Raw genomic sequence first — 20,003 nt, forward strand, 5'->3', positions numbered from 1 at the left:
TTTACACCCTCTTCTTTGTTAATTTAAGTAATACTTTGCTCAAGCTTTCTTCCGTAAGATCCTCTGCATCAGCAAAATCTGATACCGTAAAAACAGACTCTGTTGTTGGTTTATTTATAAGTTGACGGAGATGCCTTAACATACCATCTGCTATCAATTGAATTTTCAATTTAGAAAACTGTTCTCTACTATACATCCAAACAAAATGTAACTTTTCATCTTTCACCATTCCGATAACATCAATTAGATGAGATGGTTTGGAATCTGGAGCATGATCTAAAAATGTAAATCCTGTCTCTTGCATAAACAAAGAGTCCCTTGAAAACACCTGATCAAATTGGCCCAAATAGTTAAAGCTTATTGAAGGCTTTTGCTGATAAAACGGAAGTAATCCTTTATTCAAGTAACGTAAAATACCATAGTCAACTCCGCGATTTGGAATTCGACGTAATTGTTCTTTGACAGCCTTTAACCCTTCAATAGGTGTTTGAGTTCCTTGAAAATTGAGATGAACGGGATAAATACTCGTGAACCAGCCCACTGTCCTTGATGAATCAATACCTTCAATCATCTCTTCTCTTCCGTGTCCTTCTAGATGAATAGAAACGGTTTGCTGATTTGTACAATCGACGATAGCTTGTCCTAATGCCGTTAATAGTACCTCATCAATCCTTGTCTTATGAGTGACTAGAACTTCGTGTAACAATGTTTGTGTTTCTTCTATTCCTAAAGTCCTCGTCACTTGATCAATCGATTCTTCTGTTGTTTCTTGTATTGGATAGTCCATTGGAATTTTCATCGTTTCTTTTTCTACTTGTTCATTCCAATAATTTTGTACTTCTTTTGAAATACCCGAATCACTGTATGTCTGGAGTCGTTCAGACCACTCTTTAAAAGATGTACTTTTCGCAGGTAAGCGAACTTCTTGACCTTGTTTCATCTGGTTATATACCACCTGTAAATCTTCCAATAGAATCCTCCATGACACTCCATCTACTACTAAATGATGAATCACCCAGAATATTCGATCATTTCTAGTCAAGTTATCTTCAAAGTACACTACTCTCATTAACGGACCATTAACTAAATTGAAACTAGCTTGATTAATGTTCATCTCTTCTTGTATTATTTTATTCCACTCTTTTTCATTAACTTGATTACGTTTTACAACATGGAGTACTGACAGCTCATCAGTCCCTTCATTTCTCTGCCTCCACGTTCCGTTTGGTAACTGTTCGTACCGGAAACGTAAAGCATCATGATGTTTCAGTAAATTTAATATCGCTCCCTCTAGTAATTTCACATTCAATCTTTCTTTTACTCTTAAAAGCATTGATTGATTCCAATGCTCTGTATGTGGATGTTCTTGCTCGAAGAACCAGCACTGAATTGGAGTAAGAGGCACATCACCTATCACAATTCCCTGCTCCGCTTGTACTCCCTGCGTTTCTATAGCCACTTGTGCCAGCTCAGCGATAGTTGGGCATTCAAACATTTGCTTTGGAGTAAGTTTTAACCCCACTTGACTTGCTTGAGATATGATTTGAATACTGAGAATCGAGTCGCCACCAATTTCAAAGAAATTATCATAGATTCCCACCTTTTTAACACCTAATACTCGCTTCCAAATGGTAGTCAGTATCTGTTCGTTACTATTCCGAGGGCCAACACATTCACTATTAATCTGCTTTTCCTCTGGCATAGGTAAGGCCTCACGATCAACTTTACCGTTAGCTGTAAGTGGAATAGCTTCCATCGCCACAAATCCCGAAGGAACCATATAACTTGGTAGTTTCGCTTTAAGATACTCTCTCCACGCATCTACATTTCCATCTCCTACAACATATGCTATTAATCTTTTATCGCCCGGCTGATCTTCTCTTACAATTACAACTGCCTCTTTTACATATGCATATGTATGTAAAGTAGACTCAATTTCCCCAATCTCAATTCGGAAACCACGTATTTTAACCTGATGATCAATTCTTCCACGATAATCTAGATTCCCATCTGGCAAATACCTCGCTAAGTCTCCTGTCCGGTATAATCTTGCTTTCAGATCACTACTAAATGGATGAGATATAAAACGCTCTGCTGTTAATTCAGGTCTATTTAAATACCCACGTGCAAGCCCTGCCCCGCCAATATAAAGTTCACCATCGACACCTATAGGAACAGGTTGTTGATAAGCGTCTAGTATATACACTTCTAAATCGGGAATCCGCTTTCCAATATTACTTCTTGAAGCATGCTGCACATCATCTAGAGTAATTGGATAATATGTAACATGAACTGTAGTTTCTGTAATTCCATACATATTAATTAACTGTGGGTTTTTCTCCCCATACCTTTGAAACCACGGTAACAAGCTAGTAGGTTCTAACGCTTCTCCGCCAAATATCACATAACGCAGCTGCAAATTTTTATTCTTATCTTCTTGTTCACACACTCGTATTAATTGTCGAAATGCGGAGGGTGTCTGATTTAGAACTGTGACTTCTTCCTCCACCAATAATTGATAAAAATCCTTAGGTGATCGACTAATCCAGTACGGAACAACAACTAATTTTCCACCATATAATAATGCTCCCCAAATTTCCCATACTGAGAAATCAAATGCATACGAATGAAAAAGCGTCCAAGTATCTTTTTCATTAAACTGATACCAACAATCCGTCGATTTAAATAACCGAATGACATTGTGATGCTCTATCATAACGCCCTTTGGATTTCCCGTTGATCCCGAAGTATAGATTACATATGCCAGATTTTTGGGACCGACACTAGAAACCGGCAAAGTCTTACTTTCTTTCCCAATCTCATCTTGATCACGATCCAGGCAAATCGACTCAACATTTTCTGGTAACCAGTTCAATTCTTTTAAACTTTCTTGCGTTACGAATAACTGAATGCTAGCATCTTCTAAAATATATTGAAGTCGTTGCTCTGGATATGTTGGATCAAGTGGGACATAAGCCCCACCAGCCTTCAAAATCCCTAAAATACCTACAATCATCTCGTGGGAACGTTCAACGCACAGTCCAACTAAAGTATCAGGTCCTACTCCTTTTTTCTGCAGATAATGAGCTAACTGGTTTGCACGTTCATTAAGCTCCTTATAAGTAATTTTTTCTTTTTCATACGTAACTGCAATAGCATTTGGATAAATCATCGCTTGCCGTTCGAACATTTCATGAATAGTTACTTGAGGCGGGACATCCAGTTTAGGATTGTTGAACTCAACTAAACTTTTTCTTTTATCTTCCTCAGAAATGATTTCTATTTCAGCCACCTTCTGCTTTTGGTTTTCAAAAGTGTTTTCCATTATCGCTAACATCACGTTAAAAAACTGTTTTATCTCTTCCTTAGAAAATAGCTCCTCACGATAATCAATATGTACATGTAAAGAGTCTATATCAATTAGATTTTCAATATGCACTGCAAAATCTTGTACTTCTTCACGGTTTGGAATCCATAGTGAGTCACCACTTTCATCACGATCCCTATAATCAATCGTAGTTCCGAAAAGTCTCACATTACTGTTATTCTCTTTATTAATCCGCTTTAATAACAAATCAAATGGATATTTCTGATGTCTTAATGATTTACTTTGTTTTCTGGACACCCTACTAATAAATGAAAGTACTTCTTCTTCTGGATCAATATCCATTCTTAAAGGAACTGTACTCACCATCATTCCAATCAATTTTCGTTCCATTTTAGTCATACGGTTGCCGTAAGCCATTCCTAAACCAATATTAAGCGATGAGGTCCACCGATACATGGACAACGAGAAAGCAGCAACAAAAAGGGTGTATAAACTAAATTTGGAATCTTCAGAAAATTTTTCTATCTTTCTCTTCAAATGCTCCGTTAATATAAACGTCTCACGTGATGCTTTGGTACTAACTTGGTACGTATTATAAGGCTTCAATCCAGTCGCAGATGGCAGTGTTTTAAATTCCTCTAACCAGAATTTTTGATCTTTTTGAAAGCGACTACTATTCAAGTATGTTTGTTCATTGGTCAGAAATTGAACATATGAATTTTTAATTTCGCCTTCTTCATTCTCGTTATGCATGTCATAATAATATTTTGCAATCTGCTCAGTAAATATTTGAATTGATAAACCATCCATAATAATATGATGAACATTTCCAAAGACTGCACATTCATTATCGTTTAATTTTATTAAAGCGAAATAGTATAAATTTGAATTAAATAATGTAAACGTTTCTTTTGTTTTCTGCTCAATCCATTCCTCAAGTAAATTTGTATTCTCCACATTACTGAAATCAAAAAACTCAAATTCTTGTTCTTCATGTTTAATAAAATATTGTTTCGGTTCCTGATGCCCATTTTCTTTTAACCTAATGCACAGACCGTCATTTTCACTGATAACGCGATTCACAACTTGGTTTAATTTTGAATAATTCATTTTTCGATGAAGTTTAAATAAAAATCTTAAATTACATATTCCTTTATCAGAATGAATAACTTCTGTATACCATATTCTTCGCTGCGGATGGCTTAATGGATAACATTCCTCATTGGTCATAAAAATCTTCCCTTCAAAAATTATTTGCTCTTATAGGTTCGTGTTTATGTTTACCCCATAAATATTTCTGCATTGAAACTCCAATTACTCCAATAATAACAAGCCCAATCCCTCCATAAACATAGAGTTGAGTTACTCCAAACAAATGCACTAATGGGCCACTCATAGCAGGAGAAATAATTAAAACTGCGTTTGTTAAACTACTTTGAATACCAAATACTCTTCCTACTTGATCTTGATCGGATTCTATTTGTAATATGACTTGATTAGATACAAGCATCAGCCCACTTCCGATACCAGCGATAAAACTAATTAAATAGGCTAAAACGAAGACCGTACCGGGCGTTATCAAACCAATCCCCCCAAAACCAATTCCCATTAAAACCATACCTCCACATACTACCCAGCCATATTGAAATTGTTTTAATTTCTGAGTTAGTAATGCACCAAGTATCCCGCCAAGACCAATAATAGAAATGATATATCCCATTTTACTTTTATCATGTGGGAATAGGCTCTTAAATAAAGTTGGGAATTGTGAGTCTACTAATTGTAATACTGCCATGGCTATTGTAACGAAAATCATGGTTGATAATATTATCCGATTAGATAACACATAACCCCACCCTTGTACCCAAGTGGTCCAAGTACTTTGTTTTTGCTTTTCAACAAATTCTTTCGATATAGTTTCTTTAAATTTTATTGTGGGTATGAGAACTAAGGTAGCTAATAAACAACTTATAGCTCTTATAATGAGGCAGAACTCTGGTTGAAACCAGCTCAGCAACATACCCCCTATAAGTGGGCCTACTATTTTGGTACCCTGCTCTACTATTCCGTTGATACTTACTGCTTTAGTAAGCAAATCCGGGGATACAATCTGTCTTGTTAGTGTTTGCTGTGCAGGATAATAGAAAACAATAAAAATGGAACGAATCATTAATGCCACTAAGAGCCAGTGGATATCTTGTACAAATAAAAGAGCAATCGTTATTAGACCAACCATTAGATTACAGAACATCATAATTGGAATTTTTCTAAAACGATCTGCAATAACACCTGCCCATGAGCCAAAAATAATTCCTGGAAGTGCATATGCAACAGGAATCAATCCAATCATAGTAGGATCTACTTCCCATTCAAACCCAACTATAGTCATAATCGCTAACATATCAATAAAAACACCAAGCATAAGCAATGAATAGGCAGAGAAAACTTGTAAATATACCCTATTTCCTAATAGGCCTTTTGAATCGGTAGTTTTCATAAAAGCAAGCTCCTTAGGTTACTAATATAAACGCTTTTGCGTATAAGGTACCTCTTTATTAAACCAAATTAATCATTATTGACATCTCACCTAAAATTTAACTTCGTCAAAACTTAAACTATTATTTTTTATATCTTTAAAATAGTCAGATAAAATAAAGCGTACCCATTTCTTCATTTTTATATCAACTGTTACAAAATATATCTTTCCCTTACACTAATAACAGCTAAACGTTGCCTTAATATAACCCTTTACAGTCGTTTGCACATTCAATTCACATCCTTTTTAAAGTTGGCTTTTTTCTATCTCAAATACTATCACACAAATATTTCACCTACTATATTCATAAAGTTGAAATATTTGAATCAGAAAATTCGGATAAAAAACCAAATCCAAAAATCATACCAAACAATTATTTAGTTATATTGCCATTTTATAGATGGCTTTAACCATAAGGATATCAAAAATTAAGTTTTTTAATTTTATTAACATAATAGTTTAAAGAGGCTATAAATCCTACTAAACAAAAAGATAAATATACAATAAAGTATATTTATCTTTTCTTATCCTACATATTTTCTATGCAAATTAATTCCAATAACTAAAATTGATAATAAAAATATAATACTACCAATTACTAATGTACTCATAACAGAATTGAATAATATAGTATTAATACTTCTGCACCTACTACCTATTTTATTTATTGGATATTTATACTTCAAAAAAATTACACATTATTCACAATTAGGATACATACCCAAAATATGATTTGAATATGTTATTATATTTTAAGATAATATAAAATCAGTTTTTCTATAAGAGAACTTAATTTTTATGTAGTACGAAATTGTTAGTAATACAGTATATATTTTAATTTAGTTATAAAAACGTTTAAAGATCACCTATTTCCATAAGTGATCTTTCTTTGTGATTCTACATTTATGCACTACTGTAGAAATATATCGTAGATACGCTTTGTTTGCTAAATGTTTAGTTCTTTCCATTTACTAAAAAACATAGCTTAATACAATTAATACCATATTCGTTACATTGCAAACTATTATTTTGTCTTCTGTACAGGCAAACTACTAAAAATTAATTCAGCAACTTTTACATATCCTTTTGAGTTTGGATGAATTAAATCCTTAGACCAAAGCGTATTGTCATTAACTAAATGATGATTCCAAAAATCAACATGATGAAGCTTATACTCTCTGCTCAATGAACGTATAACTTCATTTGCCTCTAATAATTGTTCTTTTATTACTTGTTTTTTTTCAAAAGCAAAAGGAAGCCTAACTGTAAAATCCGGAAGGTTTGCTATAATAATATCAGCCCCTGCTTTACTTAATGTATCTACCATAAATTCCATATCGTTCTTATATGCATCATGATTCCAACGTCCTTTTAAAACATCGTTTGCCCCTGCAATGAGACTAACCAAATCTGGATTAAAAGTTAGCGCCTTTTCCAATTGCTGCGAGCGAATTTCTTCAGTTACTAACCCACGCTTTGCAAAATTGGCATATTCTATATCATTTTCACACAGTTGAACAAAATGATCTACCCAGCTTTTTAATGCAATTCCCTCAACTTCATCCCCTATCCCCTCTGTAAAACTATCGCCAATTGCTACAAATCGCTTCCACATATGTATTCCCCCTTTATTATTAACCATATCTATACTATACAATAGCTCACACCGTAATTGTTATTTCTAAGTGGTTTTCGATTTCAATTATATTCCACTTTACTATATTTACATTTAGAATCTAAAATTGACCGATTCCTAAGTATACTTAGGAATCGGTCATATTCATATATTTACTAAAGAAATACAATCTATCTAGGAATTATACTTTTTTCAAAAAATTTGTTGTTCTTTGTTTTGCCCAGTTGATACATTTCTTTTCGATTAAATGATATGAAACTATAGAAAAAAGTAGTGTCATTGCAATGCACAAAGTAAGAAGGAAAAAGATAGGTATCTTTGTATACAAAAGTTTAAATAGTACCATCATGATTGGAAAATGACATAAATAGATACTGTATGAAATTTCTCCTAAATATACAAATACACTCTTATTTAAAAATGCTTTTACTTTTAGGTTACTCATAGCCATTATAATAAATATACTAACCCCCATTACGACACCCCAATCTTTTATTAAGAAAGTTGTATCATTACGGGAAAAACCATAAATTGAAATGGAATATAAATATAGAATAACCCCTAATGTAATAAGAAATCCTTTTTTAAATTTTTTCATATTCCTATATGAGTAGATAAGTTTTTCCTGATACTTAAAAAGTAACATTCCAACCATAAACATAGATGTAAAATGCAGTGTATCAGCATAACCATTATAAAACCCTTCAGCTTTCCCAATATGCAACATATTAAGAACAACACTAATTAATGAAAAGCTCAAAGCAAATAGTATCGTTTTCTTCCAATTCAGTTTATAAAAAAGAAGGAATAACAAAGGAAACACAATAGATATACGCATTTCTTGAGCCAATGACCAAATAACTGGATTATAATTTTCCGTAAAAAAGTTATTAAGAAGCACAAAGTGGTTTAGAATATCTAATTTTGTTATAGACCCTTGCCACCTATCATAGAACCAATCCCGTAATCCTACCACTTCATACGACGAAAATAAAATAAATAAAACAAAGGTAACGATTATCCAAAAATAATAAGGAATATAGATTCTTACAAATCTCTTAATTAAATATCCCCAATAATTTGTTTTTGAATGATAAAGTGCCATAGATAACACAAAACCACTTAGTACATAAAAAACGATAACAGCTTCCCCACCCGCCCATAAAAACCTAAGCGGGTAAAATTTAACAGAATTAGGCAACGATGGTAGCATTAAACAAAAATGTCCAAATACCACAGTAAGTGCCGCTAACCCTCGTATGGAATCTAATTCTTTTATTCTGTTACTCATAAAATGTTCTCCTTGTAAATTGTAAATTTTGCTGTTCATAAAGGCCACTATAAGAATGTAGTGGGAGAATTGTACATATTCTTTCTTTAAATTCCTAATATAAGCAGTACAAAGTTAATTTGACCTCCATTTCTTTATATACATAATTTAAAACAAAATATTTAATACAAAGAAAAGATTTTATTAAATTTTTATAAAGTGAAACATTTAGTTGTATCCTATAAAATTAGCTTTTTACTATATCAATCGCACTATCCCACATACCACTAAAAAAAGATCCTGTTTTACGTATAAAGCGTGTAAACCAATTTGCTTGTTCCACATCAGATTTTGTTACAAGGTCTATTTGTAATGATTTACCTGATAAGAACCCAGAATCTGTATTATCTTTAGGCGAGATAATCATTTTGCTAATTGTTACACCTTTTTTAATAGGCGCTTCTTGTTCTTTATTCAATACTTTAAATTCTTTTTTATAAATGTCTTTATTGCCCTTCGGCATTGGAAGTGAAACAGCTTGCTTCGTTTGAACTACTACATCTTTGTCTTTTGCATTTGCCACTCGAACTGTTTCATATCCTTTTATTACTGAATCTTTTCCGTAGACATTCTTCACTTCAAAATTCGCAAATCCATAATCGTATAATTTCTTTGTTTCATCAAAACGTGCCGTATGAGATTTTGCTTTTATCACTACAGAAATTAGGCGCATACCATTTCTTTCTACTGTACCAGTGAAACAATCTCCCGCTTCTGGAGTCGTTCCTGTTTTCAAACCATCTACACCTTCATATTGCTTAATTAAACCTTTTAACATCCAGTTAAAGTTCGCCATATCAATTGGATATTTACCACCCTCTTGGAATGTTTTTTTAGGAATTTTTGCTGTATTTAATATTTGGGGGAAATCTTGAATAAGACGTTGTGCTAAAATTGCACAATCCCTTGCAGACATTTTATTTTTCTCGTCTAGAGTTGTCCCTTCTAGGTGATATCCTTTTAAATCTTGATTTGTTAAGCCTGTAGAGTTTACAAATTTATAATCTTTCATTCCAAACTCTTTCGACTTATCGTTCATCATTTTTACAAAATTAACTTCTTTACCAGCAATCTGTTCAACTAAAGCAATTGTTGCACCATTTGCAGAGTAAATTGCCATTGCCTCATATAACTCTTTTACCGTATAAGAGCCACCATTTTCTAATGGAACGTTTGATAATGAACGATCTTGCGAAATCTTATGTGCATATTCAGAGATTTTAACTTTTTGATCCCATTTAAGTTTTCCTTTATCCACCGCTTCATGAACTAAGTATTCGCTCATCATTTTTGTCATACTAGCAATTGCCAATGATTCATCTACATTTTTTTCATATAAAATTTTTCCGGAATTTGCTTCTATTAAAATTGCTGATCCCGCTTCAACGTCTATAGCAGAAACTGTTTCCGCTGCTGCTCTTCCAAATGTAACGAACATGCTAAAAAATAGTGTAAGCACTGTTACTATTGCAATAAATCTCTTGCAAAACATACCTTTCACTTCTGTTACCTCCAATATCTTTGTACTCAAAAAAGCGTTATTCTAACATAATCTCAAAAAAACAGACAGTGTTCTCAAATTGTATATACATATAAGACATTAGAATCGCTTTCATATAGACCATCTCACCCGACACTTTTAGATGCCCTGATACTTTGTATTCCCACACATATCCCTATTTTTAATCCCCTTATATTTTTTAAAATGATTCGCACTTTCATATTTTTTAGGATTACAATTAATAGACAATCTAGATGCTACATTTGTTCCATATTTACAAAAAATAAAGTGAAACTTTAATCAGTGGGGGTCTTACTGCCCGTTAATGCTTTATTAGCTATCAAGGATTTTAATTATTCAATTCAGCTATTTGCTAGACTTATATTAGAGATGAATTTTCTTTAGTCTAAACTATTAGTTTTTTGTAATAAAAAAACTACACCCTATACTGGATGTAGTTTTTCTAACTGATTTATTTATTTTTCACTTTATTTTTATAAAAAGCAAATAATGGTTCGATGGATGGACTAGATAACAGCGGAATTGCCTTCTCAATCAATTTCCTATCCCAATCAAACCAACGCATTTCCATTAACATATTTATTTCTGTATCAGTAAATCGTTTCTTTATTTCCTTAGCAGGATTTCCACCAACTATTGTATACGGCGGAACATCTTTACTTACGACAGATCCTGCAGCAACAATTGCCCCTTCACCAATAGTAACGCCAGGCATTATTATAGCATTCATTCCAATCCAAGCATCACTTTTTATGACTGTATCGCCCTTAGGTTCATATGATTGTTCAATTTGCTCAGCAAATGGATATACTGTAATCCATTCTGAGTGATGATTATGGTTACCACCCATTAAAATGACTACTCCACTTGCAATGCAAACATAATTCCCAATAATGAGTTTATCAAGATGCCATCCCATCTGTTCAATTGGATTGAAAAGTGCTTGAGACTTAGCATCCCCCCACAAATACCTTACACAGCCATCTTCAAAATTTTGATGACTATAATAGCCTGAATAATAGGAGTACTCTCCCACTTCAATGAGTGGATTTGTTACTATATCTTTTATATACTTTGTTTCTGACCAATGATTAAATAATGGATACTTCATAACTTTATTCCTCGCTTCTAAGTATTATATATTTTGCTATTTACTTAGAAGCTTACTACGACAGCTACATTTTTTAGCTTTCTCAAACGACGAATCATTATCTTCAAGCCTTTCTTTTATACTAAAAAAAGCATAACGCAATACATTACACTAGTCAAATTGTGTAATTTTGAACACATCTTAAACAGCGTAATACTGCAATAAGAACATGAAAACACTCTAACTTTGATCCAAATAATATATTGATTACATTCAGTTTATATTTTGTAAAAAAATTTTAATTGCCATGACAAAGCAAACAATAACCACTATTGGTCGTATTAATGCCGTCCCTTTTGTAAGCACCATCTTCGCCCCAATATATGATCCTATAATTTGACCAAGCATCATAATCAATCCAATTGTCCAATCGATTTGGCCAAAAATAATAAAATACAACAAAGCAGCGAAATTACTTGTAAAATTCAAAATCTTAGCATTTGCAGTTGCCCGTGTAACACTATATCCACATAAGAGAATGAACGCTAAAGCAATCAAGCTACCTGTTCCAGGGCCGAAGAAACCATCATAAAATCCAAGTAACGGAGCCACTGTTAACGCAAACAACAACATACTTATTTTTCTCGGTCGATCTTCGTTTGCTATATTTGGAGATAATAGAAAATAAAGACCAATAATAATAAGTAAAAAAGGTAATATCATGATTAGATATTCTGCCCGTATCTGTAAAACAAGCCATCCACCGAAAACGGATCCCAAAAAGGTCATTAAGATGGACAAACGCATATCTTTGAGATTAATTTCTTTCTTCTTAATAAAAATCATTGTTGCCATGAGGGTTCCGCTACTCCCTTGTAGTTTATTAGTTGCTATCGCTACTGAAGGAGACATACCTACTAATAACATTATCGGGATAGTTATCATACCACCGCCCCCAGCAATTGTATCTATCCATCCTGCTAATACAGCTACTAAAAATAGTAGTATGAGTAATTCAATAGTAAAATCCATACAAAGAATAGGGGCAGGCTTGAGCTATTATAACCCAAACCTCCCCATCGCCCCTCCTCTCTTTAAACTAGTTAATGATATCTGTAAAGTAACTTTCTTTCTGATCACGTAATCGGCTGGAAACGTACTGCCTGCAAACAATTCTTCTTCCGTACTTATTATCTCCAATCGGGATTTTATATTCTTCCTCAGATAACCTTTCCCTACCATGAGTTACATTTGTTTGTTTACCATAGTATGAATTTGGGATAATTAATAAATCTTCAGATGTAAGTGGAACCTTATAAGTAGGCGTTGTTCGTAAGAGTTCTAAAAACATGTCAAATTTCAATTTTTCTTCTTCACTTTCTCCCACATAAATCAATCTATTTTCTGCTCCATTCAAACAAGTTGCAATAATATCACCATTATCATCCAAAAATATAATTTGGTTTATTTCCCCTACAAATCCAGATATTTCACCATCCGCCATTCCTGCGATATGAGCAATAGGCATTTTACTTATCGCCAATATATCATCTTTACTGAAGTGATTTTCTTCAAGATGCTTTTGAAGTAATTTTGGCGTTCCAATATGAGTTTGAGTTTTTAAATTTAACACTCCTTTTAATAAAAGAGCATCAACTCTAGTAAATTTTCCACAAGTAATTTCAGACACTATTCTTTCCACGGATTTATTGAGTCTATTTGATACAATTTCTAAATTCGTATTGAATGTTTTCAATCTTGCTTCAATATCTGATTGGTCTTTCATATCTGTATACACTGTGGCATCGTTATGTTGATAAAAGTTCCCACCACCGGTGCTTGCACCGACATTTCGCAAAACTTCATCGTTGTTCAAAGGGGAAATGAGGTGAAATCTATTTTTCCCTGCATGTTCGGATGGGTGAATTAAAGCATCATAATTAAAAAGTGTGGCGAAAAGCCATGTGACCCATTCTGCATAAAAATATTTTTTCATTCTATCGTCTTCGTCTTCACCATAATTAAAACCTTTGCGATTCTCCCCAGGTAATAGTGTTTCCATAGGATCACATGGAATATTTTTAATAAGAGTAGGTGGTACGTTCCCACCACAATTCGCTACTTTTATCATATGTAGTAGTTTTTTCATGTCTGAATTCGAAGTTTTCTTTAAATAATCAATCAAACAATTAAGCCACTCTCTTGAAAAGCTTGCAGCTATTTCTTGATCACAAGTATAAGGATTATGAGTTTTTAATTCATGGTCTATTAGATTCTTCATTTTATCCTTCAATACATTAGGAATGCTAATTTCTTCGATTTCTGTAATCTGCAGTGTTCCTTTATTCATTATAAAACCTCCGTTGTTTTATTTTTTCACACCATATCTTCTATTAAATGAACTACCTACTTCTTTTTTGCTCCTTTGCTTTTCTTCAAAGCTATTAGAACTACCAATTTACAGATAAAAAACGTGGAGTATAAGAGATTTCTTCTTAGTCACATTTCCCCCACGAATCTCCGTTAAATTGGCAAATTTAATTTGAAAATCTGATTCATTTTCATACTTTACTTTCAAACTATGTTTATATTATTTTCAATTCAAGTAAGAGTATTTCATTTTCTAAAGTTTTCCTGAGTTTAAAATCAGAATTTTCAAGATAAATATATTGACACTAAAAATATAACACGAAACCAAAAAATGTAAATAAATAGTTTTTTTATAAAAAATAGTCAGACTATTTATAAGGTAATTCGTATTTCATTGAACCAACTACGGCCTCTCAATTTTATTGATAACAATAAAAAGGTCCCCTAAATGGTGATAGAGGACCTTTTTCCAAGTATATTCTATTTTAAATTTCTTACTTACCTTTTATTTTAAAAGATATTGCTGTAACTTCTTTATTAACAGTTCCATCCCGTTTGGACTTACAATAATCTTCCCATTCGCTAACGAAATATTGCTGTCTGAAATATCCCCTGTAAGTGCACAAGCTCTTGGTGATTGATATTTTCGTAAAATAATCTGGTCCTCTTCTATAAACATTTCAAGAGAATCTTTTTCTACAATTCCTAAACTCCGTCTTATTTCCATTGGAATAACAATACGCCCCATGCTATCTGCTTTACGAGTAATTCCTCTTGATTTCATAAAATGCCACCCTTTATATTTATCTAATATTACGGTATTTATTTTAGCAATAAATAACAATTAGGAATAGTTCGTATTACAGTACTTTTTTTAGGAATAAATACCAATTAGGAATAACTTATGTTAGAATTATTTCTTGTTTATTCTTGATTTTTAATATATTTATCCTTGATCATTTTTATATATTGTTTTCTTTCTGTTAATTCAAATATAAATAATGCCTTTTTTATGTATGTTAAACCAACTTCATTAGAGTGCTGAACTTTTAATAAAATTGCACCTTTTTCAAAAAACAATTCACCTAATAAGTATAAAGTATTCATATTTATAGCTAATTTTATGCCTATTTCACTATACTTTATTGCTTCTTCATATTGATTTGCAAGGTGTAAACATTTTGTTAACGTATGAATGAGTCTTAATTTGATTTCTTTTTCTCTAGGGAATTCTATCTTATTAAAATTAATTAAACTTTGTTTTAATATATTTATGCTTTTCTCATAGTCTTCATTTTCTGCATGTATTATAGCAATTGAATTCATTATGCTTATTTCTTTTTCTGATAAAAAGTTACTACTACTTAAGGTTTGTTTTAGTGCTCTATTTAAAATGTCAAAAGCATTAATTGTTGCTCCATTTACATAATATATAGCAATCGCTTCATGCCATAATAGAAATTGTTTATCTTCTTTTGATTGGAAATTATTTTCGTTTTTCTCTTTTTTCACTATTTCGTAAAGCTCATTATATTCTTTTTGTTTCACACAATCTCTCATTACACATTTTACATTTTCAATATATTTTATTTTTTTGTTTTTCGTTAGCGCAAATATATAATTTGGATCAATACCAAGTCTTTCAGATAATTGATACAACAATATGCTAGATGGATAAATAATACCTTTTTCTATCTTACTAATTTGGCTTTGTGAACATATTCCATGACATAATTCAGATTGTGACATGTTTTTTTTCTTTCTAAGTTCTTTAATAATAATACCAAGATTGTAGAATTCCATCTTTCCTCCCTCAAATGTAACACTTTATGAGTATAAGAATATTTTCCAACTTTTAATGTAATGTAAAATTAATATAGTTACAATTACTAATTATATGGATTTATAGTTTCTTTTACAAACTTGTATCACAATACGAGAAATTATTAAAATATGGTTCACTAATAATCAATGGGAGTTTTATTCATCCCCACTGATTATTAGTCCACTCCAGGCAGGCTTTTTCAGGGAGTCCGACTTCTTTGCCACATCTAAATTTTGAGGTGGGAGTCTTACTACCCGCAAATAGCCAGATTAAAATAAATATGATTTTTCACCTTTATTTCTTTTAATAGTTTCTTTTGATTTTTATATAAATAATTTCGAAGGAGCGTATTTTATGAAAAGAATTTTGACCGAAAGAGAGTTAGAAGTGGCTATTTATGTAGCAAAAGGATTTACAGATGTAGAAATTTCAAAAAAAATATATGTTACCCCTCGAAGAATTTCAACGATAATTAATCATATTAAAGAAAAATGGCATATTAATTCTAGAGTAGAATTAGGTATTTTAGTTTATCATTATGGTTTTATAGATGCACCCTTATTTTCAAATAAAGAAAATCATTTATTCGAAAAGGTTGCACAATAATTGGCCAAGTATAATGTGTTCATTTACAAATAAAAACAGAAAAGTCGCTGAACTTTTATTATTTAAGGTAATTCTGTATTCTGAAGGTAATGGGCATGTATGGCTTGCTAAAAGAAAAAATATAGATTGTATTTAGATATTTTAGTAAGAATGATTGTACCAGAAACTTTTAAAACCCCAATAATAGAGGACTCTTTGGATGTTTTATTGAAGGGATTCGAACGACTTTTAAAAGGTAAAAACATACCTTTAGACAATGTTTCTTCTTCAACAGCAAGTATAGCTTTTAATGTAGAAAATCCATCCATTTTGATTAAGCTTTTTTCAAAAAGGGTGGGTTTCTTCAGTTTATAGGAAAGGTATACTTAACTCATAAAAATTACAATAAAATAGGTAAAAATGCCATCGCATCTTTACCTATCCTATAGATAAACAGGTTTTCATAAGAAATAGAAAACTCCACTGAACACTATAAATATATTATTTTAAATTAATTGGTTGTTGTTGAGTAATACAATGTATCATACCACCATTTTTATAAAGCTCTCTTACATCAATCCCCACAACTTTACGATCAGGATAAAGTTTTTGAATCATCTCATTTGCTATTTTATCATTAGGATCATTATAGTTAGGAACTAAGATAACTTGATTCGCTATATAATAATTAATATATGAACCTTTATAATCAAGCTGCTTCCCATTTTCTAATGTAACATTATTCTTGCTTAGCGGCAGATATACATACTTGTACTTATTCCCCTCAGCATCTTTTGCCTGCAACAACTTGTTAATATCTTTATCAGACGTTCCCCATTCAGCTAAATCTTTTTTGTTTAATGTTATAATAGTAGATTTATCGTGGAATTTTGCAAATCCATCAATATGAAAATCAGTAATATCTAAGTTATGTACTCCATCTAACCAAATAAAATTTGTTACCCCAAGGTCACTAATATATTTTTCAATATCTTTTTCTGACAATTTTGCATTTCTATTTTTATTCGTTACAGCACTTCTAGTTAGTAAAGCAGTTCCATTACCATCTAATTCAAATGCGCCACCTTCAAGAACAAATTTATTCCAATCAATTCTTTCAATTCCTAACTGTTTACTAAGATTCTCACGAAGACGAGCATCTTTCTTATATGGTGTTTTCTTTCCCCATCCGTTAAATCCTGGGTCTAATATCTTTAGATTTTTGTCATTATCATAAACAAAAATTGGTCCAGTATCTCTCGCCCATACATCGTCAGTAGGTGCGATAAAGAAATCAATTTTCCCCATATTTACCCCGTGATCTATTAAAACCTCAGTAATTCTTTCTTTTTCTTCTTGATCATATGCAACAATATGAACTTTTTCGCCTTTGCTTAAAGCATTTGTCATTTGAATCCAAATTGGCTCTACTTCTTGCTGATATTTTTGCCCATATGTAAATTCATGAGGCCATTGTAGCCATGTTCCTTCATGTTTGCTTTTTTCATCTGGCATTGTATACTTTCCTACTTGTTTTCGTACCTCTACTTTCTTCATATCTTTTCTTTGCGTTTTTTCAATTTCCTTCGCCTGAACTTTCTCAATCCCTTTCCCTAGAGCATAACCACTGAAAATAGATGTGGTTAGTATAGCACTCATACACAAATTCGTTATTTTTTTCATTTCTTAACCTCCTTTTCTGTCTTACTGTAAACCTTTACATAGTGTGAAGGTCAAGCTTTTCCGTTTGAATTATTTAAATATTTTAAATGTGAAGTGCAATTTGAATCGAACTCTATACAAAATAAGTAAGAATCAACTATTCCTACTATAATCATCATTTTTTCATAATATCTTACACTCTTTTTTTGTTATCCTTTTTATACCATGTACTGTATTATTTTCGAAAATAATATGAAATTTCATATTAAATACATATATATATTTATTCAGTTTATATTTAACTATTCAAAAACAATCACAAATCCATACTACATTTAACGCATTTTTTGTTATCCTTTTTATACAATGTACTGTATTATTTTAGAAAATAATACAGTACATGAAATTTCATATTAAATACATATATATATTTATTCAGTTTATATTTAACTATTCAAAAGCAGTTACAATTCTCTCTTTCATTTTCTGTATTACTTCACTGCTCAATACTTTTTGACTAGCAGGAAGTTTTAATATGGCAGCGGCACCTTTACTAAGGTATATTTCTTGATCATTATTTTGATTTACTACCAATATTCCTTGCCCTTCAAATTCGAAATAAATAATATCTTTTGTTTCATTTGTATTATTTTTTATTGATTTATATAATCCATATAAATCTTTACTTCTATTTTCTCCGCCCGTTCGAATCGGTTCAGTATCATTCGCAACAATCAGTCCTTCTGGCTGCTCATCCTTCATAATAAACCATAGCTTTTCATTTGTTGGTAATAGTAAATACTTAAATTCAGAGCTATTTAAAATTTGCTGTGCTGGAATTGTTTCATAGATTGGTAACGAAAATGGAGATGTTGTTATTTTTTCAAAACTTAAATTTTCTGAAGAACCTCCCTTACTATATTGATAATCTTTTAATGCAATCGATTGTACTGATTCACTTTTATTTTTTGATGCATAACTAATTTTACTAGCAAAAATAATAACAGTCATTAAGCACATGCACGGTATCACAAGCTTAAGTAGTTTTCCCATTTATGAACCCCCGCTTTTAATATTATTAGCTTGCATGGATATTATAAACAGTTTCACTCCACCAAAAATTATTATTGTTATGGAACGTACTGAAATTATGATTATAATGATCACCATACCAAGGGTCCATGTATGTTATATAATCTGTTCCATTTGTCCCTTTATAAAACCCATCAAGTACTAGAAAGTGTCCGATGTTAGCTCCATTTTGCCACATAATGAGTGCAATCATCGGCTGATTACTATTAATTTGACTTTTGAACCAATCATAAGATTTTGCTCCAGAACTTATAGCTGAGCTAACACCATATCCCGATAATCCATATTGTATTTCACGTGAAGTTGCAGGATTATTATATGATCCACCCTTAACATACCTAACGTACTGATCTTGTGATGGAGTTTTCCCAAAATAATTTAAAACTGAAACCGAAGTGCCTGCCCAACACCAATTTGACCTTTCTTGTAATATGTTAGGTACAGATAATTTACGATCTATTGATGTATTTGGAGGATTTCCATTAATATACGCTGACGTTACATATACTTTTTTTCCATCTTTAAAATAATAAAACCAACGATTATCTAAATTTCCTGTCCAGTAATCTTTAACCGCTTCACCATACTCCCATCCTTTAAAAGATACTTTTGTATTTCCGGGAATCACATCTACAATATTTGCATTTAAACTTTTTGCCTCTCTAACATTTACATTCAATGGAGCTGTTGTTCCTGAAAATTCAACTTCTTCTGCTATTATTTTCTGAACACCAATAAAACTAAATGTGAAGAACAATAAAAACATACAAACAATAAAATGCTTTCTTTCCTTCATTTCTCCACCCCTTCATCAGTACTAAAAAACATCAACAATTCATCCTTATTAATTGTTCAAGCTTAATATTACATACTAACGAAAAATGACTTCTCATAAAGTGAAACTTTAATCAGTAGTGGTTTTATTCATCCCCCACTGATTATTAGTTGAACCAATCGGGCTGCCCGGCAAATAGTGGGATAAATTCCAATACAAAAAAGGAGCCTATAAATTTTTATAGACTCCTTT

14 protein-coding genes are annotated in these 20,003 nt (G+C 31.9%); 1 reads left to right on the plus strand and 13 read right to left on the minus strand.

The window, feature by feature from the left end; genetic code table 11:
* Position 1: 1 nt before the first annotated feature.
* The 10 genes from DN400_RS00105 to DN400_RS00150 form a co-directional block, all read right to left on the minus strand.
* Positions 2–4,558 carry a non-ribosomal peptide synthetase gene (locus DN400_RS00105; RefSeq protein WP_147801464.1) on the minus strand — a complete coding sequence of 1,519 codons (4,557 nt, stop codon included), beginning with the start codon at positions 4,556–4,558 and terminating at the stop codon, positions 2–4.
* 13 nt (positions 4,559–4,571) lie between these two features.
* Positions 4,572–5,825, minus strand: a complete 1,254-nt coding sequence (locus tag DN400_RS00110) for an MFS transporter (protein WP_098256219.1) — start codon at positions 5,823–5,825, stop codon at positions 4,572–4,574.
* A 1,063-nt stretch (positions 5,826–6,888) separates the two neighbouring features.
* Complete coding sequence (locus tag DN400_RS00115; RefSeq protein ID WP_000265878.1) at positions 6,889–7,479, minus strand: SGNH/GDSL hydrolase family protein; 591 nt, start codon at positions 7,477–7,479, stop codon at positions 6,889–6,891.
* 202 nt (positions 7,480–7,681) lie between these two features.
* Positions 7,682–8,830 carry an acyltransferase family protein gene (locus DN400_RS00120; protein ID WP_147801465.1) on the minus strand — a complete coding sequence of 383 codons (1,149 nt, stop codon included), beginning with the start codon at positions 8,828–8,830 and terminating at the stop codon, positions 7,682–7,684.
* 187 nt (positions 8,831–9,017) lie between these two features.
* Positions 9,018–10,331: a D-alanyl-D-alanine carboxypeptidase family protein gene (locus DN400_RS00125; protein ID WP_098256221.1), complete on the minus strand. Its 1,314-nt coding sequence runs from the start codon at positions 10,329–10,331 to the stop codon at positions 9,018–9,020.
* 472 nt (positions 10,332–10,803) lie between these two features.
* A complete protein-coding gene (locus DN400_RS00130) occupies positions 10,804–11,463 on the minus strand; it encodes a CatB-related O-acetyltransferase (RefSeq protein WP_098391769.1) in 660 nt (219 codons plus the stop codon).
* A gap of 252 nt (positions 11,464–11,715) precedes the next feature.
* The gene (locus DN400_RS00135) at positions 11,716–12,474 is read right to left on the minus strand and encodes a TSUP family transporter (RefSeq protein ID WP_097997630.1); all 759 of its coding nucleotides are present in this window, start codon (positions 12,472–12,474) and stop codon (positions 11,716–11,718) included.
* A gap of 67 nt (positions 12,475–12,541) precedes the next feature.
* Entirely contained in the window at positions 12,542–13,792 is a 1,251-nt protein-coding gene (locus tag DN400_RS00140; protein WP_065483630.1) for a hypothetical protein, read from the minus strand.
* A gap of 525 nt (positions 13,793–14,317) precedes the next feature.
* The gene (locus tag DN400_RS00145; protein WP_000842216.1) at positions 14,318–14,596 is read right to left on the minus strand and encodes an AbrB/MazE/SpoVT family DNA-binding domain-containing protein; all 279 of its coding nucleotides are present in this window, start codon (positions 14,594–14,596) and stop codon (positions 14,318–14,320) included.
* 140 nt (positions 14,597–14,736) lie between these two features.
* Positions 14,737–15,615, minus strand: a complete 879-nt coding sequence (locus tag DN400_RS00150) for a helix-turn-helix domain-containing protein (RefSeq protein ID WP_000397972.1) — start codon at positions 15,613–15,615, stop codon at positions 14,737–14,739.
* Positions 15,616–15,991: 376 nt separating this feature from the next.
* Here DN400_RS00150 and DN400_RS00155 point away from each other — a divergent pair, with 376 nt between their 5' ends.
* A complete protein-coding gene (locus DN400_RS00155) occupies positions 15,992–16,243 on the plus strand; it encodes a response regulator transcription factor (RefSeq protein WP_044306588.1) in 252 nt (83 codons plus the stop codon).
* A 480-nt stretch (positions 16,244–16,723) separates the two neighbouring features.
* On the opposite strand, the gene DN400_RS00165 is transcribed toward DN400_RS00155, so the two are convergent.
* The 3 genes from DN400_RS00165 to DN400_RS00175 all read right to left on the minus strand — a co-directional run bounded on the left by DN400_RS00165 (position 16,724) and on the right by DN400_RS00175 (position 19,772).
* Entirely contained in the window at positions 16,724–17,905 is a 1,182-nt protein-coding gene (locus tag DN400_RS00165) for an agmatine deiminase family protein (protein WP_141527811.1), read from the minus strand.
* Between the two features lie 429 nt (positions 17,906–18,334).
* A complete protein-coding gene (locus DN400_RS00170; protein ID WP_071714841.1) occupies positions 18,335–18,937 on the minus strand; it encodes a hypothetical protein in 603 nt (200 codons plus the stop codon).
* A 25-nt stretch (positions 18,938–18,962) separates the two neighbouring features.
* A complete protein-coding gene (locus tag DN400_RS00175) occupies positions 18,963–19,772 on the minus strand; it encodes a papain-like cysteine protease family protein (RefSeq protein ID WP_147801466.1) in 810 nt (269 codons plus the stop codon).
* Positions 19,773–20,003 lie beyond the last annotated feature (231 nt).

It is taken from the genome of Bacillus sp. AR8-1 (assembly GCF_008042345.1).
GTDB classification, from domain to species: Bacteria; Bacillota; Bacilli; order Bacillales; family Bacillaceae_G; genus Bacillus_A; species Bacillus_A cereus.